General features: G+C 29.4%; 13 protein-coding genes and 1 pseudogene. 12 read left to right on the forward strand and 2 right to left on the reverse strand.

The features are described from left to right. Nucleotides 1-6: 6 nt before the first annotated feature. Nucleotides 7-1197 (reverse strand): annotated as a pseudogene (locus tag HT586_RS04635) (LCP family protein); the annotation flags it as partial. 337 nt (nucleotides 1198-1534) lie between these two features. Here HT586_RS04635 and HT586_RS04640 point away from each other — a divergent pair. The 9 genes from HT586_RS04640 to HT586_RS04680 all read left to right on the forward strand — a co-directional run bounded on the left by HT586_RS04640 (nucleotide 1535) and on the right by HT586_RS04680 (nucleotide 13206). Next, on the forward strand, nucleotides 1535-2344 hold the full coding sequence (locus tag HT586_RS04640) for an ABC transporter permease (protein WP_203546389.1): 810 nt from the start codon (nucleotides 1535-1537) through the stop codon (nucleotides 2342-2344). A 52-nt stretch (nucleotides 2345-2396) separates the two neighbouring features. Beyond that, the gene (locus HT586_RS04645) at nucleotides 2397-3305 is read left to right on the forward strand and encodes an ABC transporter ATP-binding protein (RefSeq protein WP_188017971.1); all 909 of its coding nucleotides are present in this window, start codon (nucleotides 2397-2399) and stop codon (nucleotides 3303-3305) included. A gap of 154 nt (nucleotides 3306-3459) precedes the next feature. Then, nucleotides 3460-4389 (forward strand): SGNH hydrolase domain-containing protein, encoded by a 930-nt coding sequence (locus HT586_RS04650; RefSeq protein WP_096076945.1) that lies wholly within the window; start codon nucleotides 3460-3462, stop codon nucleotides 4387-4389. 89 nt (nucleotides 4390-4478) lie between these two features. Continuing rightward, a complete protein-coding gene (locus tag HT586_RS04655) occupies nucleotides 4479-5762 on the forward strand; it encodes a glycosyltransferase (protein ID WP_188017999.1) in 1284 nt (427 codons plus the stop codon). A gap of 171 nt (nucleotides 5763-5933) precedes the next feature. Beyond that, nucleotides 5934-7130, forward strand: a complete 1197-nt coding sequence (locus tag HT586_RS04660) for a glycosyltransferase family 4 protein (protein ID WP_188017970.1) — start codon at nucleotides 5934-5936, stop codon at nucleotides 7128-7130. A 132-nt stretch (nucleotides 7131-7262) separates the two neighbouring features. Then, entirely contained in the window at nucleotides 7263-8195 is a 933-nt protein-coding gene (locus tag HT586_RS04665) for a hypothetical protein (protein WP_203546390.1), read from the forward strand. Continuing rightward, complete coding sequence (locus HT586_RS04670; RefSeq protein WP_238999325.1) at nucleotides 8195-10906, forward strand: glycosyltransferase; 2712 nt, start codon at nucleotides 8195-8197, stop codon at nucleotides 10904-10906. The genes HT586_RS04665 and HT586_RS04670 overlap by 1 nt, the downstream gene beginning before the upstream one ends. Nucleotides 10907-10930: 24 nt before the next feature. After that, on the forward strand, nucleotides 10931-11740 hold the full coding sequence (locus tag HT586_RS04675) for a hypothetical protein (RefSeq protein ID WP_188017968.1): 810 nt from the start codon (nucleotides 10931-10933) through the stop codon (nucleotides 11738-11740). A 212-nt stretch (nucleotides 11741-11952) separates the two neighbouring features. Beyond that, nucleotides 11953-13206: a nucleotide sugar dehydrogenase gene (locus HT586_RS04680; protein ID WP_096076940.1), complete on the forward strand. Its 1254-nt coding sequence runs from the start codon at nucleotides 11953-11955 to the stop codon at nucleotides 13204-13206. Between the two features lie 39 nt (nucleotides 13207-13245). Here the strand turns inward: HT586_RS04680 and HT586_RS04685 are convergent, their stop codons facing one another. Next, nucleotides 13246-13815 carry a hypothetical protein gene (locus HT586_RS04685; protein ID WP_096076939.1) on the reverse strand — a complete coding sequence of 190 codons (570 nt, stop codon included), beginning with the start codon at nucleotides 13813-13815 and terminating at the stop codon, nucleotides 13246-13248. Between the two features lie 129 nt (nucleotides 13816-13944). Here HT586_RS04685 and HT586_RS04690 point away from each other — a divergent pair, with 129 nt between their 5' ends. The 3 genes from HT586_RS04690 to HT586_RS04700 are packed head-to-tail and all read left to right on the forward strand — an operon-like array spanning nucleotide 13945 to nucleotide 16512. Next, nucleotides 13945-14865, forward strand: coding sequence for a glycosyltransferase family protein (locus HT586_RS04690; RefSeq protein WP_203546391.1), 921 nt, complete (start codon nucleotides 13945-13947; stop codon nucleotides 14863-14865). Next, nucleotides 14865-15488 carry an acetyltransferase gene (locus HT586_RS04695; RefSeq protein ID WP_203546392.1) on the forward strand — a complete coding sequence of 208 codons (624 nt, stop codon included), beginning with the start codon at nucleotides 14865-14867 and terminating at the stop codon, nucleotides 15486-15488. The genes HT586_RS04690 and HT586_RS04695 overlap by 1 nt, the downstream gene beginning before the upstream one ends. 10 nt (nucleotides 15489-15498) lie before the next feature. Beyond that, nucleotides 15499-16512, forward strand: coding sequence for a glycosyltransferase (locus HT586_RS04700; RefSeq protein ID WP_188017964.1), 1014 nt, complete (start codon nucleotides 15499-15501; stop codon nucleotides 16510-16512). The last annotated feature ends 25 nt before the right edge of the window (nucleotides 16513-16537 follow it).

Raw genomic sequence — 16537 nt, forward strand, 5'->3', positions numbered from 1 at the left:
TACTGGTGGTGCTTGTTCAGTAACAGGCGCACTTTCTACAGTTTTTGGTTCTTCAGTTTCTATAGATTTTGATGAGCTTTCAATATATGTTTCGTTTGTATTATTTTCGTTTTTATTATTTTTCTTATTATTTTTCTTTTTGTCTTTCATTAGTTGTTTAAAATCTTTTTCAATTTGCTCAATGTCAATCTTTTCTAAAGGTATTAAATTTCCTTTTAAAGCGATAACTTTATAATCCAATAATGAAGATCTTTTATCTTCAGGTAATTGTAAATCTTTGCGAAGTAGTTTAGATATTTTATAAATGTGTTCAAATACTGGATTATAGTAGTACACACCGTTATACATATAATCAGTACCTTTTAACTGCATTTGTTTAAACTCTACATCATTAGAAGTATAGTAAGAAGCTAAGGATGTAATATTTTCAAAGGTTAAATTATGTTTTGCATTATTGCCAATAATTTCAACAAGTTCATCTAATTTTGAAATAGAGTTAGTATCTTTCGCTTTTTTAACGATTGCTTCAATCATTTGCATTTGACGTTTACCACGTCCTAAATCAGTATCAACATGACGACTTCTTACTAGTGCAAGTGCTTCGTCACCATTGATTAATTGTTTTCCTTTTTTAACTTTAATTCTACCTTTATCGAGTTTTGTAGGTTCATTGATGTCAAATGGAACATTAAATTCAATACCACCTAATTCATCGACGATATCCACAAAGGCCTGCATATTTACACGTGCATAATAATCAACCGGAACATTAAAGATGGTTTCCACAGCATGCATAGAGCTTTCTGGGCCGCCCTCAGCATGTGCGTGAGTAATTTTATCGTATTGCTTTACAGATGGGATGTATGCTAAAGTATCGCGAGGAATACTCACAAGTCTTATTTGTTTATTACTACGGTCGAAAGTAGCAAGTATCATTGCATCAGTACGTGCTTCAGAAACCTTCTGACCATTTTCTCTTCTGGAAATACTATCGTCAATACCCAAGAATAATATAGAAATGTGATCCATTGCAGGGTCGACAGCTTTATCTCTCAATTTGGATTTATCAATATTTTTGTTAAATGACAAATCGATTGCCCCTTTAGTAGTCGTATATAGATATGCAGCATAAGATACAGGCACTACTGCTAAGCTTAATGAGAGAAAGATTAATATTATTCTGAATGTTTTATTCATATTGTGCTCCTCTTTTTCATTTAATAAACTATTAAATTATATAGTTTATTATGTAAAATGACAATAAAAATCGTATTTAATAAGATGATAGAAAAAATTGTTATAAATTTATAATTTATATTATGATAACATCTATAGCAAAAATTATAAAATTATATTAATTTTTAGTATCCAAATAATAATCCCGTTTATATTAGTATACTTATTATATTTTACAATCATGTAAAAATGGGGGATAATCATTACAGAATAACGAGATTTGTTGCAGACTAATTCTATTAAATCTTTATAATGAAATTATTTAGTGACCTATCTTAATGAAAGAAGGATTTTTAAATTGAAAGATATTATCGCTTTGTTTAAAGAACAGGTATCGCATATTAATTTGATTTATAAATTAGCGATTTATAATATTAAAAGTACATATTCCAATCATTATTTGGGTGTTTTCTGGAATTTCTTACAACCTTTATTACAGGTTATCCTTTATTACATTGTTTTTGGGTTAGGATTAAGAGGAGCCAAAGCAGATGTTGGACATGTTCCTTTTATTATACATCTCATTAGTGGTTTATTTCCCTGGATTTTCATCTCACAATCGATTAACGCTGGTTCAAGTGCAATACAAGGTAAATTATCATTAGTTACTAAGATGAAATTCCCATCAAGCATATTATTATCAATCTCGTTTATGAATACGCTTATTAATTTATTTATTACATCAACGATATTATTTGTTCTTTCTCTAATTAATCACTTGGTCCCTTGGTGGCATTATTTTTGGTTTGTTTATTTTATTATTGCTAGTTATGTCTTTATCTTTGGATTTTCACTTATAATGAGCACACTTGTTATTCTTGTTCGTGACACAAAAAACATTTTGCAAAATGTTATGCGTATGGCATTCTTTATTACACCAATATTTTGGGTCCTTGAAAATTCAAATCCAATTATGCACAAAATAAATGCATTTAATCCTTTTGGCTTTTTAGTTGGAATATATCGTTCTGCTTTTACAAAAAGTGATGTGATGATGTATGGTACATGGCATGATCATTTTTGGTTCTGGTCAATAAGCTTGTTATTATTATTTGTTGGTAGTCAAGTACATTTTAAATTTAGAAATAGACTAATTGATTATCTGTAAAATTATTTGATTAAACAATAAAATAAAAGAAATTTTAAAAAGATTTGGATGGATGATTATGAGTAAAGTTGAAGTAAGGAATGTATCCAAAGTTTACGACTTAAATACAAATAAAAGAGATAAAATAATATCTTTGTTTAGTTTTAGAAAGAAAAAAATTGAATCTCCTTATTTTGCATTAAGAGATGTTAGCTTTAATGTAGAAGAAGGGGAGTCTGTCGGTATTATCGGTCTTAATGGATCGGGTAAATCAACTTTAAGCAACTTAATTGCGGAGGTTACCCAACCAACGGCTGGAACCGTAAAAATTGAAGGAAAGAGCTCACTTATTGCAATTTCTGCTGGATTAAATAATGAACTCACTGGTGAAGAAAATATTAGAATGAAATGTTTGATGCACGGTTTGTCTGAACAACAAATTGACGAGAGATTTCAGGATATCGTCGATTTCTCAGAATTAGATAAATTTATTTATCAACCAATCAAGAGCTATTCCAGTGGAATGCGTTCACGTCTTGGTTTTGCTATAGCAATTCATACAGAACCTGATGTTTTAATAGTAGATGAGGCATTGTCAGTTGGAGATGAAACTTTCTCGAATAAATGTATAGAGCGTATGAAAGATTTTCAAAAAAGAGGAAAAACGATATTTTTCGTATCTCATTCTGCTACTCAAATTAGAAAAATGTGTGATAAAGCTTTATGGCTAAACTTTGGAGAGGTAGTAGAATACGGAGATTGTAATAAAGTTATAACAAAGTATGTTCAATTTATGAGAGACTATAAAGCTAAACCCAAGGAAGAACAAATAAGTTATAAAAGTGACATGTTAAATAAACAACAAGAAAATCAAGAGCTGGAAAAAGAATCTACGATTATTGACAAAAAAAATATTTTAACTTTCCTTTTATTGCTTTCCTTGACGATTTTTAGTAGTATAATACAATTTTTAAATGGGTAGTGAATGATAAATTCACTATCTTTTTTTATGAATTTTAAGTTTTTCCAGGCAATTAACTCAATAATCTTGAAAAGCTATTTTCTTTTTTTTCATACACAATATACATCATTTATACTATAATTGGTTTTGTGAAATAATAATCAGAGGAGACTTTATGAAAAAAATTACTTTTATTTTAGTATTTGTATCTATGTTTTTGTTTTCAACTGAAGTAACTCATGCGGAAACAATTTTAAATATGAATACTCATCCTGGTGTAATGGTCAATATGAAAACTTCAGTGCCTTACAAATCAGTACGTCCTACGACTAAAAATGCTCCTACAGATTTTAATCAGGGATTTAAAGATGGGTGTCATGCTGGAAAATATACTGGTTATCCTAAAAAAGTTTGTGCTTATGGAAAAAAGAAACGTTATAAATATACAGTTGCTATTATAGGCGATTCACATTCTGCACAATGGCTTGGGGCAGTTCAAACATTTGCAGAAAAGTATAATATTCGAATATTATATGCTACAAAGAGTGGCTGTTCTTTATCATCTACACCTCGTCCGGATTATTTGACGTGCGACTCATGGAATAAGCTGATTATACCTAAAATCGCAAAATATAAACCGGATGTTGTCTTGACAAAAGCAAATAATACTCAATCAGGAAACACTTATGATCCCGGAATGCTTGATAAATTTAGAGAACTCAATGACAATAATATAAAAGTATTCGCAATTAGAGATACACCGTATTTTAATTATAATGTTCCAGATTGTATAAGAAAGTTAGGAAGAAATGCTGTAAAATGCAAGGTGAATAAATCTTTAATTCCACCAAACTCAGATTGGGTACCGATTTTAAGAGCAGAACCATACATAAAATATGTTGATTATACGAATTTGATTTGTAATACTGAAAAATACTGTAATCCAACTCAAGGTAACGTTATATTAACCATTGACAGACATCATCTTACAAATTCATATGCTTCAACATTTAGTAGTATCATTTATAAAGATATTTATAAATTCCTTATTGCAGCAAATAAAGAGAGACTTCAAAAAGAATCTTTAAATAACGTGATTTCATAAATCTACATAAATGTTAATTAGAATTAATAAATGTGTTAATATGAATACAACTTTAAAGAATTAATATTGAGAACGTGAAGGTGAAGATATTGAAAAAAGTAACGATGTTTGTGTGGAATCATTTTACAAATGATGCACGCGTAAATAGAGAATGCACTACTTTATCAGAAAATAATTATGATGTTCATTTAATCGCAATAGACGATCCAAAAGATCCATCTGTTTTACAGAATGAAAAAGTTAATGAAAAGTTTAAAGTTTCCAGAGTTCAACGCTATCCATCATTTATTATGGCCTATCAAAATGAAAAAAATACTTTTTTAATTAAAGTTGGTTCAGTATGTACTATTATTGGAGTAACTTTACTGTATTTTAATCTCGTGCTCCTAATATATTTTGCTTCACTTTTACTTTTAATGGCAATGAGTATTAAATTTAGAAAAGTAAGAAAGCATATCGTCAATGCTGCTATCATTGGAAGAATGATTTATAAAGGATATAAGGATAATGCGGATATCTACCATTCTAATGATTTAAATACTTTGCCTCAAGGTATTATTTGCTCAAAATTTAGATTAAAGCCTAAGAAGTTAGTTTATGATTCGCATGAAGTACAAACATCAAGAACAGGCTATAATCCAAAAACGATAAAATTATTTGAATCGTTTATGATTAAGTTTGTCGATGAAATGATGGTAGAAAATCATACTAGAGCAAAAAAGAATGAAGAATTATATGGATTCTATCCTAAAACTTTATATAATTACTCTGAACTATATAATATAGAAGAAAAAGTAGATATTGATCTACATGCTAAATTAGATTTATCAAAAGATGAAAAAATCCTTCTTTATCAAGGTGGATTACAACAAGGTCGAGGTTTGGAGTTACTAATAGATATGATGCCACAAATTAAAGAAGGTACTCTTGTATTTATTGGAGCAGGAAAATTAGAAAAAAAACTAAAAGAAATGGCTGCGAAAAGTCCGGTCAGTGAAAGAATAAAATTTGTTGAAAAAGTACATTTTAAATCATTACCATCTTACACAAAGCAAGCCTATTTAGGTTTCCAGGTATTGCAGAATATTTGTTTTAATCATTATTCAGCAAGTTCTAATAAATTATTTGAATACATTATGGCACATGTTCCAGTAGTGAGCTGTGATTTTCCGGAAGTTAAAGCTATTGTTGATCAAGGAGTTGGCATTGCAGTAAATAGTCATGATGTTAATCAAATTGCCGACGCAGTAAATAAAATGGTTTCTGATGAAAACCTGCGTGAACAATATAGTGAAAAGTGTAAAGAAATCAAAAAGATTTACAATTGGGAAAACGAAAAAGAAAAATTACTAGAAGTTTATAGCACATTATAATATTTAATTGTAAATATATTTATCCTTTTTTATGACCGATACCGAACATAGCTAAATTATCATCTATTGATTTTAGTGTATAGTTCGGTTTTGTCGTGAAAGTAGTATATTAATACATAAATATTAAACGTTGTAAATTGAAATTTATGTAAATCAGATTGGAGTTACCTTATGAAAAAAGTATTGCTAGTTACTCAAAACTTCTATCCGGAAATTGGTAGCGGTGCAAATAGATATAAGAATATTTTTTCATTATTGAATCAAAATGGTATAGATGCAGATGTTTTAACGTCAGAACCTTCTTATCCAAATGCAATAATGTATAAAACAATGGAATACTGGAATGATGATTTTGTTAATCAGAATGAAAATAAAATTAAAAGATTGAAAACGAAACTAGAAAAACAGTCTAAATCACATATAAAAAGAATTTTATATTATTTAGAAATCATGAAACATACTTATAACTTTGTAAAAAAGAATCATCAAGAATATGAAACTATTATAGTAACGAGTCCAAATATCTTCATGCCTTTAGCAATAGCCCCATTAAAGAACAAAATAGATTCAGAGATAATTTTAGATGTAAGAGATTTATGGCCGGACAGTATTTATGCGCTTAACATAAAATGGATTAATATATTCAGTCCAATCCTTAATAGACTTGAATGGTATATATACAATAAAAGCTCCAAAATTGTATTTAATCATAGGGGGTTTAAACAGCATATTTTAAAAAGACTTAAAAATAAAGAAAAGCCTATGATTTATTTACCAAATAGTATTAATCAAAAAGAGTTAGATGAAGTAAAGATAAATAAAGTAGAGGATTTTACTGTATTTTATTCTGGCAATTTAGGGTTTGCACAAAATACAGAAGAACTATTAGAAATTGCCCAAAGATTAAATGCATTAAAAATTAAATTTGATGCAATAGTCTATGGATTGCACGCAAATGAATTTAAGCAAAAGGTCAAAGATTTAAAATTACAATATGTTTCTATCTACGAAGTATTACCTCGTTTAGATTGCTTAAAATTTATGAAAGCTCGTCATCTATCTCTGTCGTTATTAATTGAAGATGATATTTTTATGAATATTCTTCCCGGAAAGATTGTAGATTCAATCAGTCTTGGAGTCCCAGTAGTTTCGAATATAGGTAATGAAGCAAGTAAGATGATTAATAATAATCTACTAGGATATGCGAAAGAAAAAGCAAATGTGGATGAAATCATTACTCAAATTCAGCAATTTGTAGCTAACATTGAGAAGTATGAAAGTTATTGTGATAAATGCATTGAATATACAAACAAAAATCTCATTTGGGATAAAAATATTAACGATTTAATTCATCTTATAAAGTATTAAAATTTCTGTGCTTTAAACTTAGAAAATAAATTGAAGTTTTTGTTTTTAGCTATAATATATAATTATAAAACTTTAATATGCGCTAACGATATAGGATGGACGTTACAAATAATAAAATTTATGAGGTGGAACATGGATTCAAATTGGTTACATGAAAATATAGAATATCTTGATTATGTATTAGTATATGAAGAGGATGAAAATGCAATATATTCTGATCAGGAAATGACAGATGTTATCGGAGATGTAAAAGACTATAATAATAAGATAGTTAGTGTCATTAAAAAGGTTGAAGAAGATGGTATTAAAAAAATATTAATTGAATATAAATCTGTCATAGCAGGTTGGATTGTATTTGAGAATTCTATTCCACTTTTTAATAAACCAGAAGAAAAAATTGAAGTAGAGTATGAAAGATTTTATTCTCCATCAATCAATAAAATGATAATTAAAAATGGTGATTACAACTTATATTTCCAACGTTATCAAGTCATGAGTAAATTTTACTGTTACTACGAAGGCGAATTACTGGAAGCTATATTTAGAAAAGGTACTTTTGTTGCTTTTGCTCCTACAAAAGTTATTGACAGAATGCGTTATGTCAAAATAAAAGATAAGATTAATAAAAATGAAATTGATTTATATGCTACATCCAAGATGGATGAAAAATTATCTCATCAAGATTTAAATTTAGATGAAGACGTTGATATTGACGAAATCTTTCCTATTTTAAAAAGAGCAAAAATAAAACAAGATATGATTGTAGGATGGGTAAGCTTTGATGATTTAGAAAGTATGCAATTGTATGAAGTAAAAACTGATTTACCTACAATTGAGCAAATTCAGCAACAACACGTAGAATATATTTATATAAATGAACAACAAAAAGTAAAATTGGTATTGAAAAAATTATTAAATGAAAATATTGCTTTAGAAAAAAAGATAAATAGACAAAGAGAACTTAATCAACGTATTTTAAAAAGACTGGAAAATTTGAGAAATTCAAAATTAGGTAAACTACAATTATTGATATGGGAAAAACGTTCTAAGCGAGGTAAAAAATAATGACTTTTAATCGAGAACATAATTTTCAGGATAAAATCATACAAAATATACTGGGGATTGAACCTGATCAGAACCAAGAATTATCTACTGATAATGAAACAAATGAACAAAATAATGAAAATAGAACTGAAGACATCGATTTTAATGCTTTAGCATTTGAACGTAAGATTAATCAATACCAACAATATCAAGATATATTATCGAAAGATTATCATCTTGGTTTATCATTATTAGCAAATAAAAAAGAAAACGAATCTTTTGTAGATTTTATGGAAAAGTGGAGAAAAGAAGGGAAAGTAGATTTCTTTAGCGATTTGGAACCATTTCTTTCAAATATACCAGAATCAAACGGAAGTCGTATTTTTAATAAAATAGACAAACGTGTAGGTATTATTTGTGATGAGTTTCTCTACAACAGTTACAAAGATGTAGTTAATCTGGAATACATTCCATATAATTATGAAAGTATGGATTTAAATTTTGATTTTGTGATTATCGGTACAGCTTGGAGAGGTATAGATGATAGCTGGATTGGAATTTCTTCAAGTAGAAGTGCGGAAAGATTAAAAGTAATTGAACTTATCGCAAGTTTAAAAGCTAAAAAAATACCTGTAGTTTTCTATTCTAAAGAAGATCCAGTGAATTATGATGTGTACAAAGATCTAGCGAGCCATTGTGATTTCATCTATACTTCAGCCATTGAAGCAGAAGAAGACTATAAGGTTTATACTGGTAATGAAAATGTCAGTACATTATCTTTCGGCGTAAATCCCCATTATCATAATCCTGTAGGAACACGAACAGCATTAAGCAGGAAGAAAAAAGATGAAGTGATTTTTGCTGGAAGCTGGATGGTAAAATATCCAGTAAGAAATAAAGAATCAGCAAGAATCTTCGATGCAATTAATAATAATAATACTGAATTAACAATTATCGATAGAAACTTATCGTTAGAAAGAGAAAGATATTATTTTCCTCTAAGATTTATTCCGAATGTTACTGGACCATTAACACATGAAAATTTACAAAAAATTCATAAGATTTTCAGATGGGCAATTAACGTTAATTCAGTGAAATATTCAGATACGATGTTTGCGAATCGAATTTATGAATTACAAGCGTTTGGTAATTTATTACTTTCGAATTATTCTGTAGGTGTTAATAACAAATTTCCTAACGTGTTTATTCTTAATCATAAAACAGACTTTCAAACAATATTTAATAATTTACAGGAACATGAATTACGTTCTATACAAGCAAAAGGTATCAGAAATGTGATGAGAAGTGAAACGACATATCATCGTATGCAACAAATTATGCATGATATAGGAATTCATTATGATGAAACATTTGAAAAACCTATCTACGTTGTTGTACCAGAAATTACAAATGATATCCGTAAACAATTTGAAGCGCAATCATATGGAAATAAATATTTATTGTCTGAAGAAGAATTCAAACAAAAAGATATTTCAGAAGGATTCTTTACAAAATTTATTGAGAAGTATTATTACGAAGAGTATTATCTTGAAGATTTATATTCTGCGTTTAAATATACAGACGTTGATTTTGTTACAAAATCAACAAACGAAGAAGAACATCATAATTACACTTTAAGACAAAATGAAGGTTTAACCTTGATCGATATTGAAACGATGCATAATGAAAAGCTCAATGGATATGCTTTAGATATGGTGGAAGTGACTAATCTAAAATCAATACGTCAAAAACTGAACACGAATAGTAAAAAACTAAGTGTAATCATTCCGATTCATAACAATGGAACATATTTAGAAGATAAATGTATGGCTTCATTAAAAAGATCAAGTATGTATGATGATATGGAAATAATATTTGTTAATGATGGTAGTACCGATGATTTAACGATAAAAATTATCAATCGCTTAAGAAGACAAAATCCTTCAATTGTATATTATGAATTTGAAAGTGGTAGTGGAAGTGCTTCTCGACCGCGAAACAAAGGGGCAGAACTTGCGTCGACACCGTACATAACATATTTAGATCCAGATAATGAAGCAATAGGAGATGGATATAAGTATTTATATGATCAGCTTCAAAAAAATAAAGAATTAGATATGGTAGTCGGTAATATCTTAAAAGAAGATAACAAAAAACGCTCTGAATTTAATTTCTATGTTACTGGAACAAAATATAACAATGGGCAAGCATTGATTACTGATACACATGAATTTATGGAAAGATGTGGATTAAGAGCACAAAGTATACAAGCGTTAATCGTTAAATCAAAAATAATAAAAGATAACAACTTGAAGATGATTGAGGGAGCAGCTGGGCAGGACACAATGTTCTTCCAGGAACTTGTCTTGAATTCAAATCAAATGCTTTTAGTTAATGAATACATCCATATGTATTATGCAGCGGTAAGTGGTTCTGTAACAAATACAATTTCAAAGAAATTCTTCGATAAATATCACAAGTTAGAAACTGAAAGAATTCCTTTCTTGATTAAAAATGATTTGCTGGATACTTATATGGAAAAAAGATTTAACTTTTATGTACGCGGTTGGTATTTAGTGCGTTTAGACAGAATTGCACCAGAAGATCGAGAAGCTGCAATCACACGATTCCTTGATATTTATACAATGTATGACAAATATAAACGTCCTGAAGATAAAGATCTTAATGAAACGATTAATGCTTTAAAATTAGAAGTTAATTATCAAAAGTAATGGGAGTATAAAAGGGGAATAAGTATGAATAAAATTAATTTCGAAAAATTATCTTATGAATTTTTATGTCAAAATGATAATGAACATTTTGTAATAATTAAAGATAACATTGACTTTCACTTTAAAATGAATTTCAATAATACGTCTGATAAGATGGTAGTATTTTCAAATGGTGCTGTGGATCCATCTAAAAAGAATCCCCCGGTATTTATGCGTTCAAATTGGTATGAAGAAATGACATATAATGCAATTTTTATTGATGATAGAACTATTCATAATAACAATTTACGGTTGGGATGGGGCGTAGGAACAAAGGATAGACATTTTCTCATTGATTATTCAGAAATATTAAAAAAAATAGCAGTAATATTGGAAATAGCAGATGATCACGTATTCTATTACGGATCTTCTGCTGGTGGATTTATGTCCATTGTTTTAGCTACTATTCATAAAGAATCTACTGCAATAGTTAATAATCCTCAAACATATGTATATAAATATTACGAAAAAGCATATCAGGCGTTGTATAAAAATATTTTTCCAGGCATGAGTGATGCTGAAATCCACAAAACTTATAGTGATCGCTTATCAATTACTAGTGTCATAAAAAAGTTTAAATATACGCCTAAGATTATTTATTTTCAGAACAGACATTGTAAAACGGACATGGCTAATCACTTGATACCATTTATGAAGAATTTGGATAAATATAACATTAATAGTGCTTCAATTCATTTCGTCTTATACAATGATAAAGATAGTGGTCATAATCCTTTATCAAAGCACAAAACATTGAAATATATTGAAATGATTGTTAACGGTAAATTTTTATAAGTGGAGTTACCATATGAGGCTGACAACTTTAAACGTTTTCTTAAATAATTATTATTCTGAGTGTAAGAGTAGATTATTGTAGCAATTATAATTATAATGATGTAACATAAGTTTGGAAAAGTATATTTACCGCATAGAACTTTTTAATTTCTTTTAAAAGTAAATATATGAAAAATATACGCAAAGCGTAAACTAAAGGATAGGTGTTTATTTTGAAATTAACAACAATCGGATTAGGCTACATAGGTTTACCTACTTCTATTATGTTCGCTAAACACGGGGTAGATGTATTAGGAGTAGATATTAAACAAGAGGCAGTAGATAAATTAAATAGTGGTCAAATTCATATCGAAGAACCTGGTCTTCAGGAAGCTTTAGATGAAGTACTAGCGAGTGGTAAATTTAGAGCTTCAACTAAACCTGAAGAAGCTGATGTATATATTATTGCTGTACCTACGCCAAATAATGATGATGAGCACAAATCTTGTGATAATTCTATCGTGATGGCTGGTGTAGAAAGTATCGTACCATTGCTTAAAAAAGGTGATACTGTTATTGTTGAATCTACAATTGCACCTCGTACAATGGATGATTTTGTAAAACCTTATTTAGAATCAAAAGGTTTTGTTATTGGAGAAGATATTTACTTAGTTCACTGTCCAGAACGTGTATTACCTGGACAAATTATGCATGAATTAATCTACAACAACCGTATTATCGGTGGTATCACACCGGCATGTGTTGAAGCGGGTAAAAAAGTATATGGTATATTTGTTAAAGGTGAAATGATTGAAACACAAGCTAAAACTGCTGAAATGTCTAAGTTAATGGAGAATACATATCGTGATGTTAACATTGCATTAGCTAATGAATTAGCTAAGATATGTAACAGGCTAGATATTAACGTTCATGAGGTTATCGCTATGGCAAATAAACACCCTCGTGTTAATTTACATACACCAGGACCAGGTGTTGGTGGACATTGTTTAGCAGTTGACCCTTACTTTATTATTGCTGAAGCACCAGAAGAGTCTAAATTGATTAAATTAGCACGTGATATCAATGTTTCTATGCCAGAATATGTAGTTGAATATGCAAAAAAAGCATTAGCTAAAGTTGGCGGTAACAAAGTTACTGTTTTCGGATTAACATATAAAGGTGATGTAGATGATATTCGTGAATCACCAGCATTTGACATTTATGAAATGCTTAATGCGGAAAAAGATTTAGAAGTATCTGCATTTGATCCACATGTTCAATTAGATTGGGTTGAAAAAGATATCGATAAAGCTTTAGAAGGCAGTTCATTAGTATTGGTATTAAGTGATCATTCTGAATTTAAAGTATTAAAAGATGAAGATTTCAAAGCGATGAAAGATAAAGTAATCTTTGATACGAAAAACGTTGTTCCTAATGAATTTAAAGAAGTACAATACTATAACTATGGAAATATCCAGAATTTATAATCGGTAAAAAAACAGAAACAGCGATGCTGTTTCTGTTTTTTATGAGTTTTGGTTAATTACTTCATTCATTTGACCTTTAAATTGGCGATATGCTTCATTTACTTGACCATAATAATTACGATTGATTTCAATTACTTTATTCTCATAAATACGGTCAGCTTCTGCACGCATACCTTCATGCTGTCTTACAGCATCTGCATTGGAACTACTATTTAATAATGCGTCAGCTTTTTGGTATGTTGCATTTCTTTCAGATAAAGCAGCTTGTAATGCATTATTTCGTGTTGATACAGCATTTTGTATTGCTTCATCCCGATTTGCCACTGAAGTTTTTATTTCTTCCGGTGTTTGTTCGTCGTTAGTTTCAGTTTGTGCACTTTCAGTAGTAACAGTTTCGTTTGTTTTTTCTTCGGTAGAAGTATTTTTGTTATTTTTCTCTTTTTCAGCTTTTAATTCTTCTTCTTTTTCTTTTAATTTGTCTTTTGCGATTTGTGCTTCTTTTTTTGCTTTTTCTATTGCTTTTTCTTCATTATTATCCCCACCACATGCAGTAAGAAATAATGTAGACGACAGAAATAGAATTGAAAGATTTTTAAGTTGTTTGCGCATAATATGCCTCCTTTTATATCTTGTATATCAATATAACATAGGTTCCATTTTATTGGAATTCTGATGTATATCTATGAAAATAATGCTATAATAAATTAAGTTTAAAACTAATGTGTGGAGGATTAACTTGTGATAAAAATTGCTATCTTGCATGAAGGTAAAGCGTATATGCCAGAAATCGGTGCTTATGCTTCTTATTTAAATGAATCTGGAGAGTTTTTGGTAGATGTTGTAGAAGATGCTGCTCAAATTACGGAAGCATACGATATTGTTTGGAAAGTCATGGGACTAGACCGAAAACGTAATAACAAACAAGCTTTGATTCATGAATACAACACGATAACAGTAGGAAAAAATGCAAAAATAAAAGACTTTCTAAAAAAATTATTGAATGTAAAACCTGATGGTCGTATTTTCCAGAATAAAAAAGTGCATCAAGTTTTTAATTTTAAGGATAATCAACCTTTTATATATAGAGATATGGGGATTAACAATCAATACTTTCTGCAAAATGATGTAGAAAAAGAATATGATTTTGTATACATAGGTACGATGGATCCTTCTCGCGAACTGAATAAGATGCTGGAAATGTTTAAGAAAAATAGTGACCTTTCAATTATTTTAATCGGAACACCTGATCCGAATCTGGAAAAAGATTATGGTCAGTTGCAGAATGTTCATTTCATTGGCCGTGTACCATACGAAGAACTACCTTTAACAGCAGCGAAAGCGCGCTATGGTATGAATTATATTCCTGATGTATTTCCGTTTAACAAACAAACTTCCACGAAATTACTTGAATATTGTGCTTTAAATTTAAAAGTAGTATCAACGAGTTATGAATGGGTGAATGAATTTGAGAAAGAAAATAATGCTCGTTTTTACAAATTAAATGGTGATTTATCAAATTTAAATCGAGACGCATTAGAAAAATTCGATTTTGTTACACCTGATTTAAGTCATTTTGAATGGCATACATTATTTGATAAAGCTGAATTGATTCCATTTATTAAAGCAGTTTATGAAAATCATAAAAGGAAACAAAAGTAATGAAGTTAATCATTATTGGAAATAGCGGACATAAAAAGGTTGTTTCGGAAGTAGCTGCTCACTTAGGCTATACAGTAGTAGGTATCGTTGATGATGCTTTTGAGAAAAGATTTGAAAAAAATGGTGTGTTATACGGCAAGACACATCACATCTCTGAAATGGTAAAAGAAACAAACGCATTGCTTTTCTTCGGCATTGGAAATAATAAAGTTCGTAAATTAATTATTGAAAGAGAAAACTTAACAGATGAATTGTTTGCTCAATTACTCTCTCCGCTTGCGATTGTATCTAAAAGTGCCCAAATAGGTAATGGTACTTTAGTTATGCCTGGCGCAATAATAAATGCTGAAGCAAAAATATATAAACAGGTAATCATTAACAGTGGAGCAATCGTTGAACATGATTGTGTAGTTAAAAATTATGCTCATATTTCTCCAAATGCGACGTTAACTGGTGCTGTAACGATTGGAGAAGGTACGCAAATCGGTGCGTCAGCTGTAGTGAATCCAATGATAACTGTTGGAGATTGGGTTACGGTCGGTAGCGGCGCAAGTGTCGTAAAAGATATTCAGTCGAATGTGATCGCTGTCGGAGTACCTGCTAAAGTAATAAAGAATTTATAAGGAGCCTTTTATGAAACTAAGTATAGTTATGCCAGTTTATAATGTTGAACAATATTTACCTGAATGTATTGAAAGTATACTTAAACAAGACGTAGATCCTAATTTATATGAGATGATTATTGTAAATGATGATTCTCCGGACAATTCTTTACGTATTGCAGAAGATTATAAAAAGAATCACTCAAACATAAAAATTATTAGTCAGCCCAATGGCGGAATAGCCGCTGCTAGAAATACAGGTATTCGCGCAGCACAAGGCGAATACATTGTAATGCTTGATTCAGATGATTTTTATTCAAAAGTATTTTTTGATGATATTTTTAAATTTATTGAACAAAATAATCAACCAGATGTCGTACTATTTGATTTTAATTACTTTTATATGCGCGATGATAAACATGAACGTGAAAAAAGGCCGTTTGTTCCAGAAGAATTTAAAGGGTTAACTGGAAAGCAAGCTTTAGAGATGATTTTAGATAAGGAATTAATGTTTAACTGGTATGCATGGCCATTTTTTGTAAAAACAAAATTAATTAAAGATAATGCGCTTTATTTTATCAAAAATAAAAATTACGAAGATATGATGTGGACACCGATTGTATTTGCTTTAGCAGATTCAGTTGCTTACTTTGATGAAGCGGTATTAGAATATCGTCAGCAACGTGCTGGTCAAATTACCGCAACGATGAGTTACAAAAATATAGTTGATCCGCTATATGCTTCAAAAATCGTTGATGGTTTATTTGAAAAGTATGATATTAAATTGAATGAAAACACTGAATTTAAATTGAAGTGCAATATAGCTAATAAATATTTTATTGCTTTCATTTATGGTGCACTGCTTAGTAGAAATGAGCGAAATCATTTAATAGCCGAATTAAAATCTCATGATTATTTGCGTCAATATACATATACTAAATTAACGAAACGTATAAATTTATTGATAAGTGGTATAGGTATTAAAAATACTATTAAATTGTTTAGTATCGTTTTACCTATCTATAGAAAGATTAATGGCAAGTAATACATAGTGATATTGATAAAACTTT

This window comes from Macrococcoides bohemicum (genome assembly GCF_016865215.1).
Taxonomy (GTDB): Bacteria; Bacillota; Bacilli; order Staphylococcales; family Staphylococcaceae; genus Macrococcoides; species Macrococcoides bohemicum.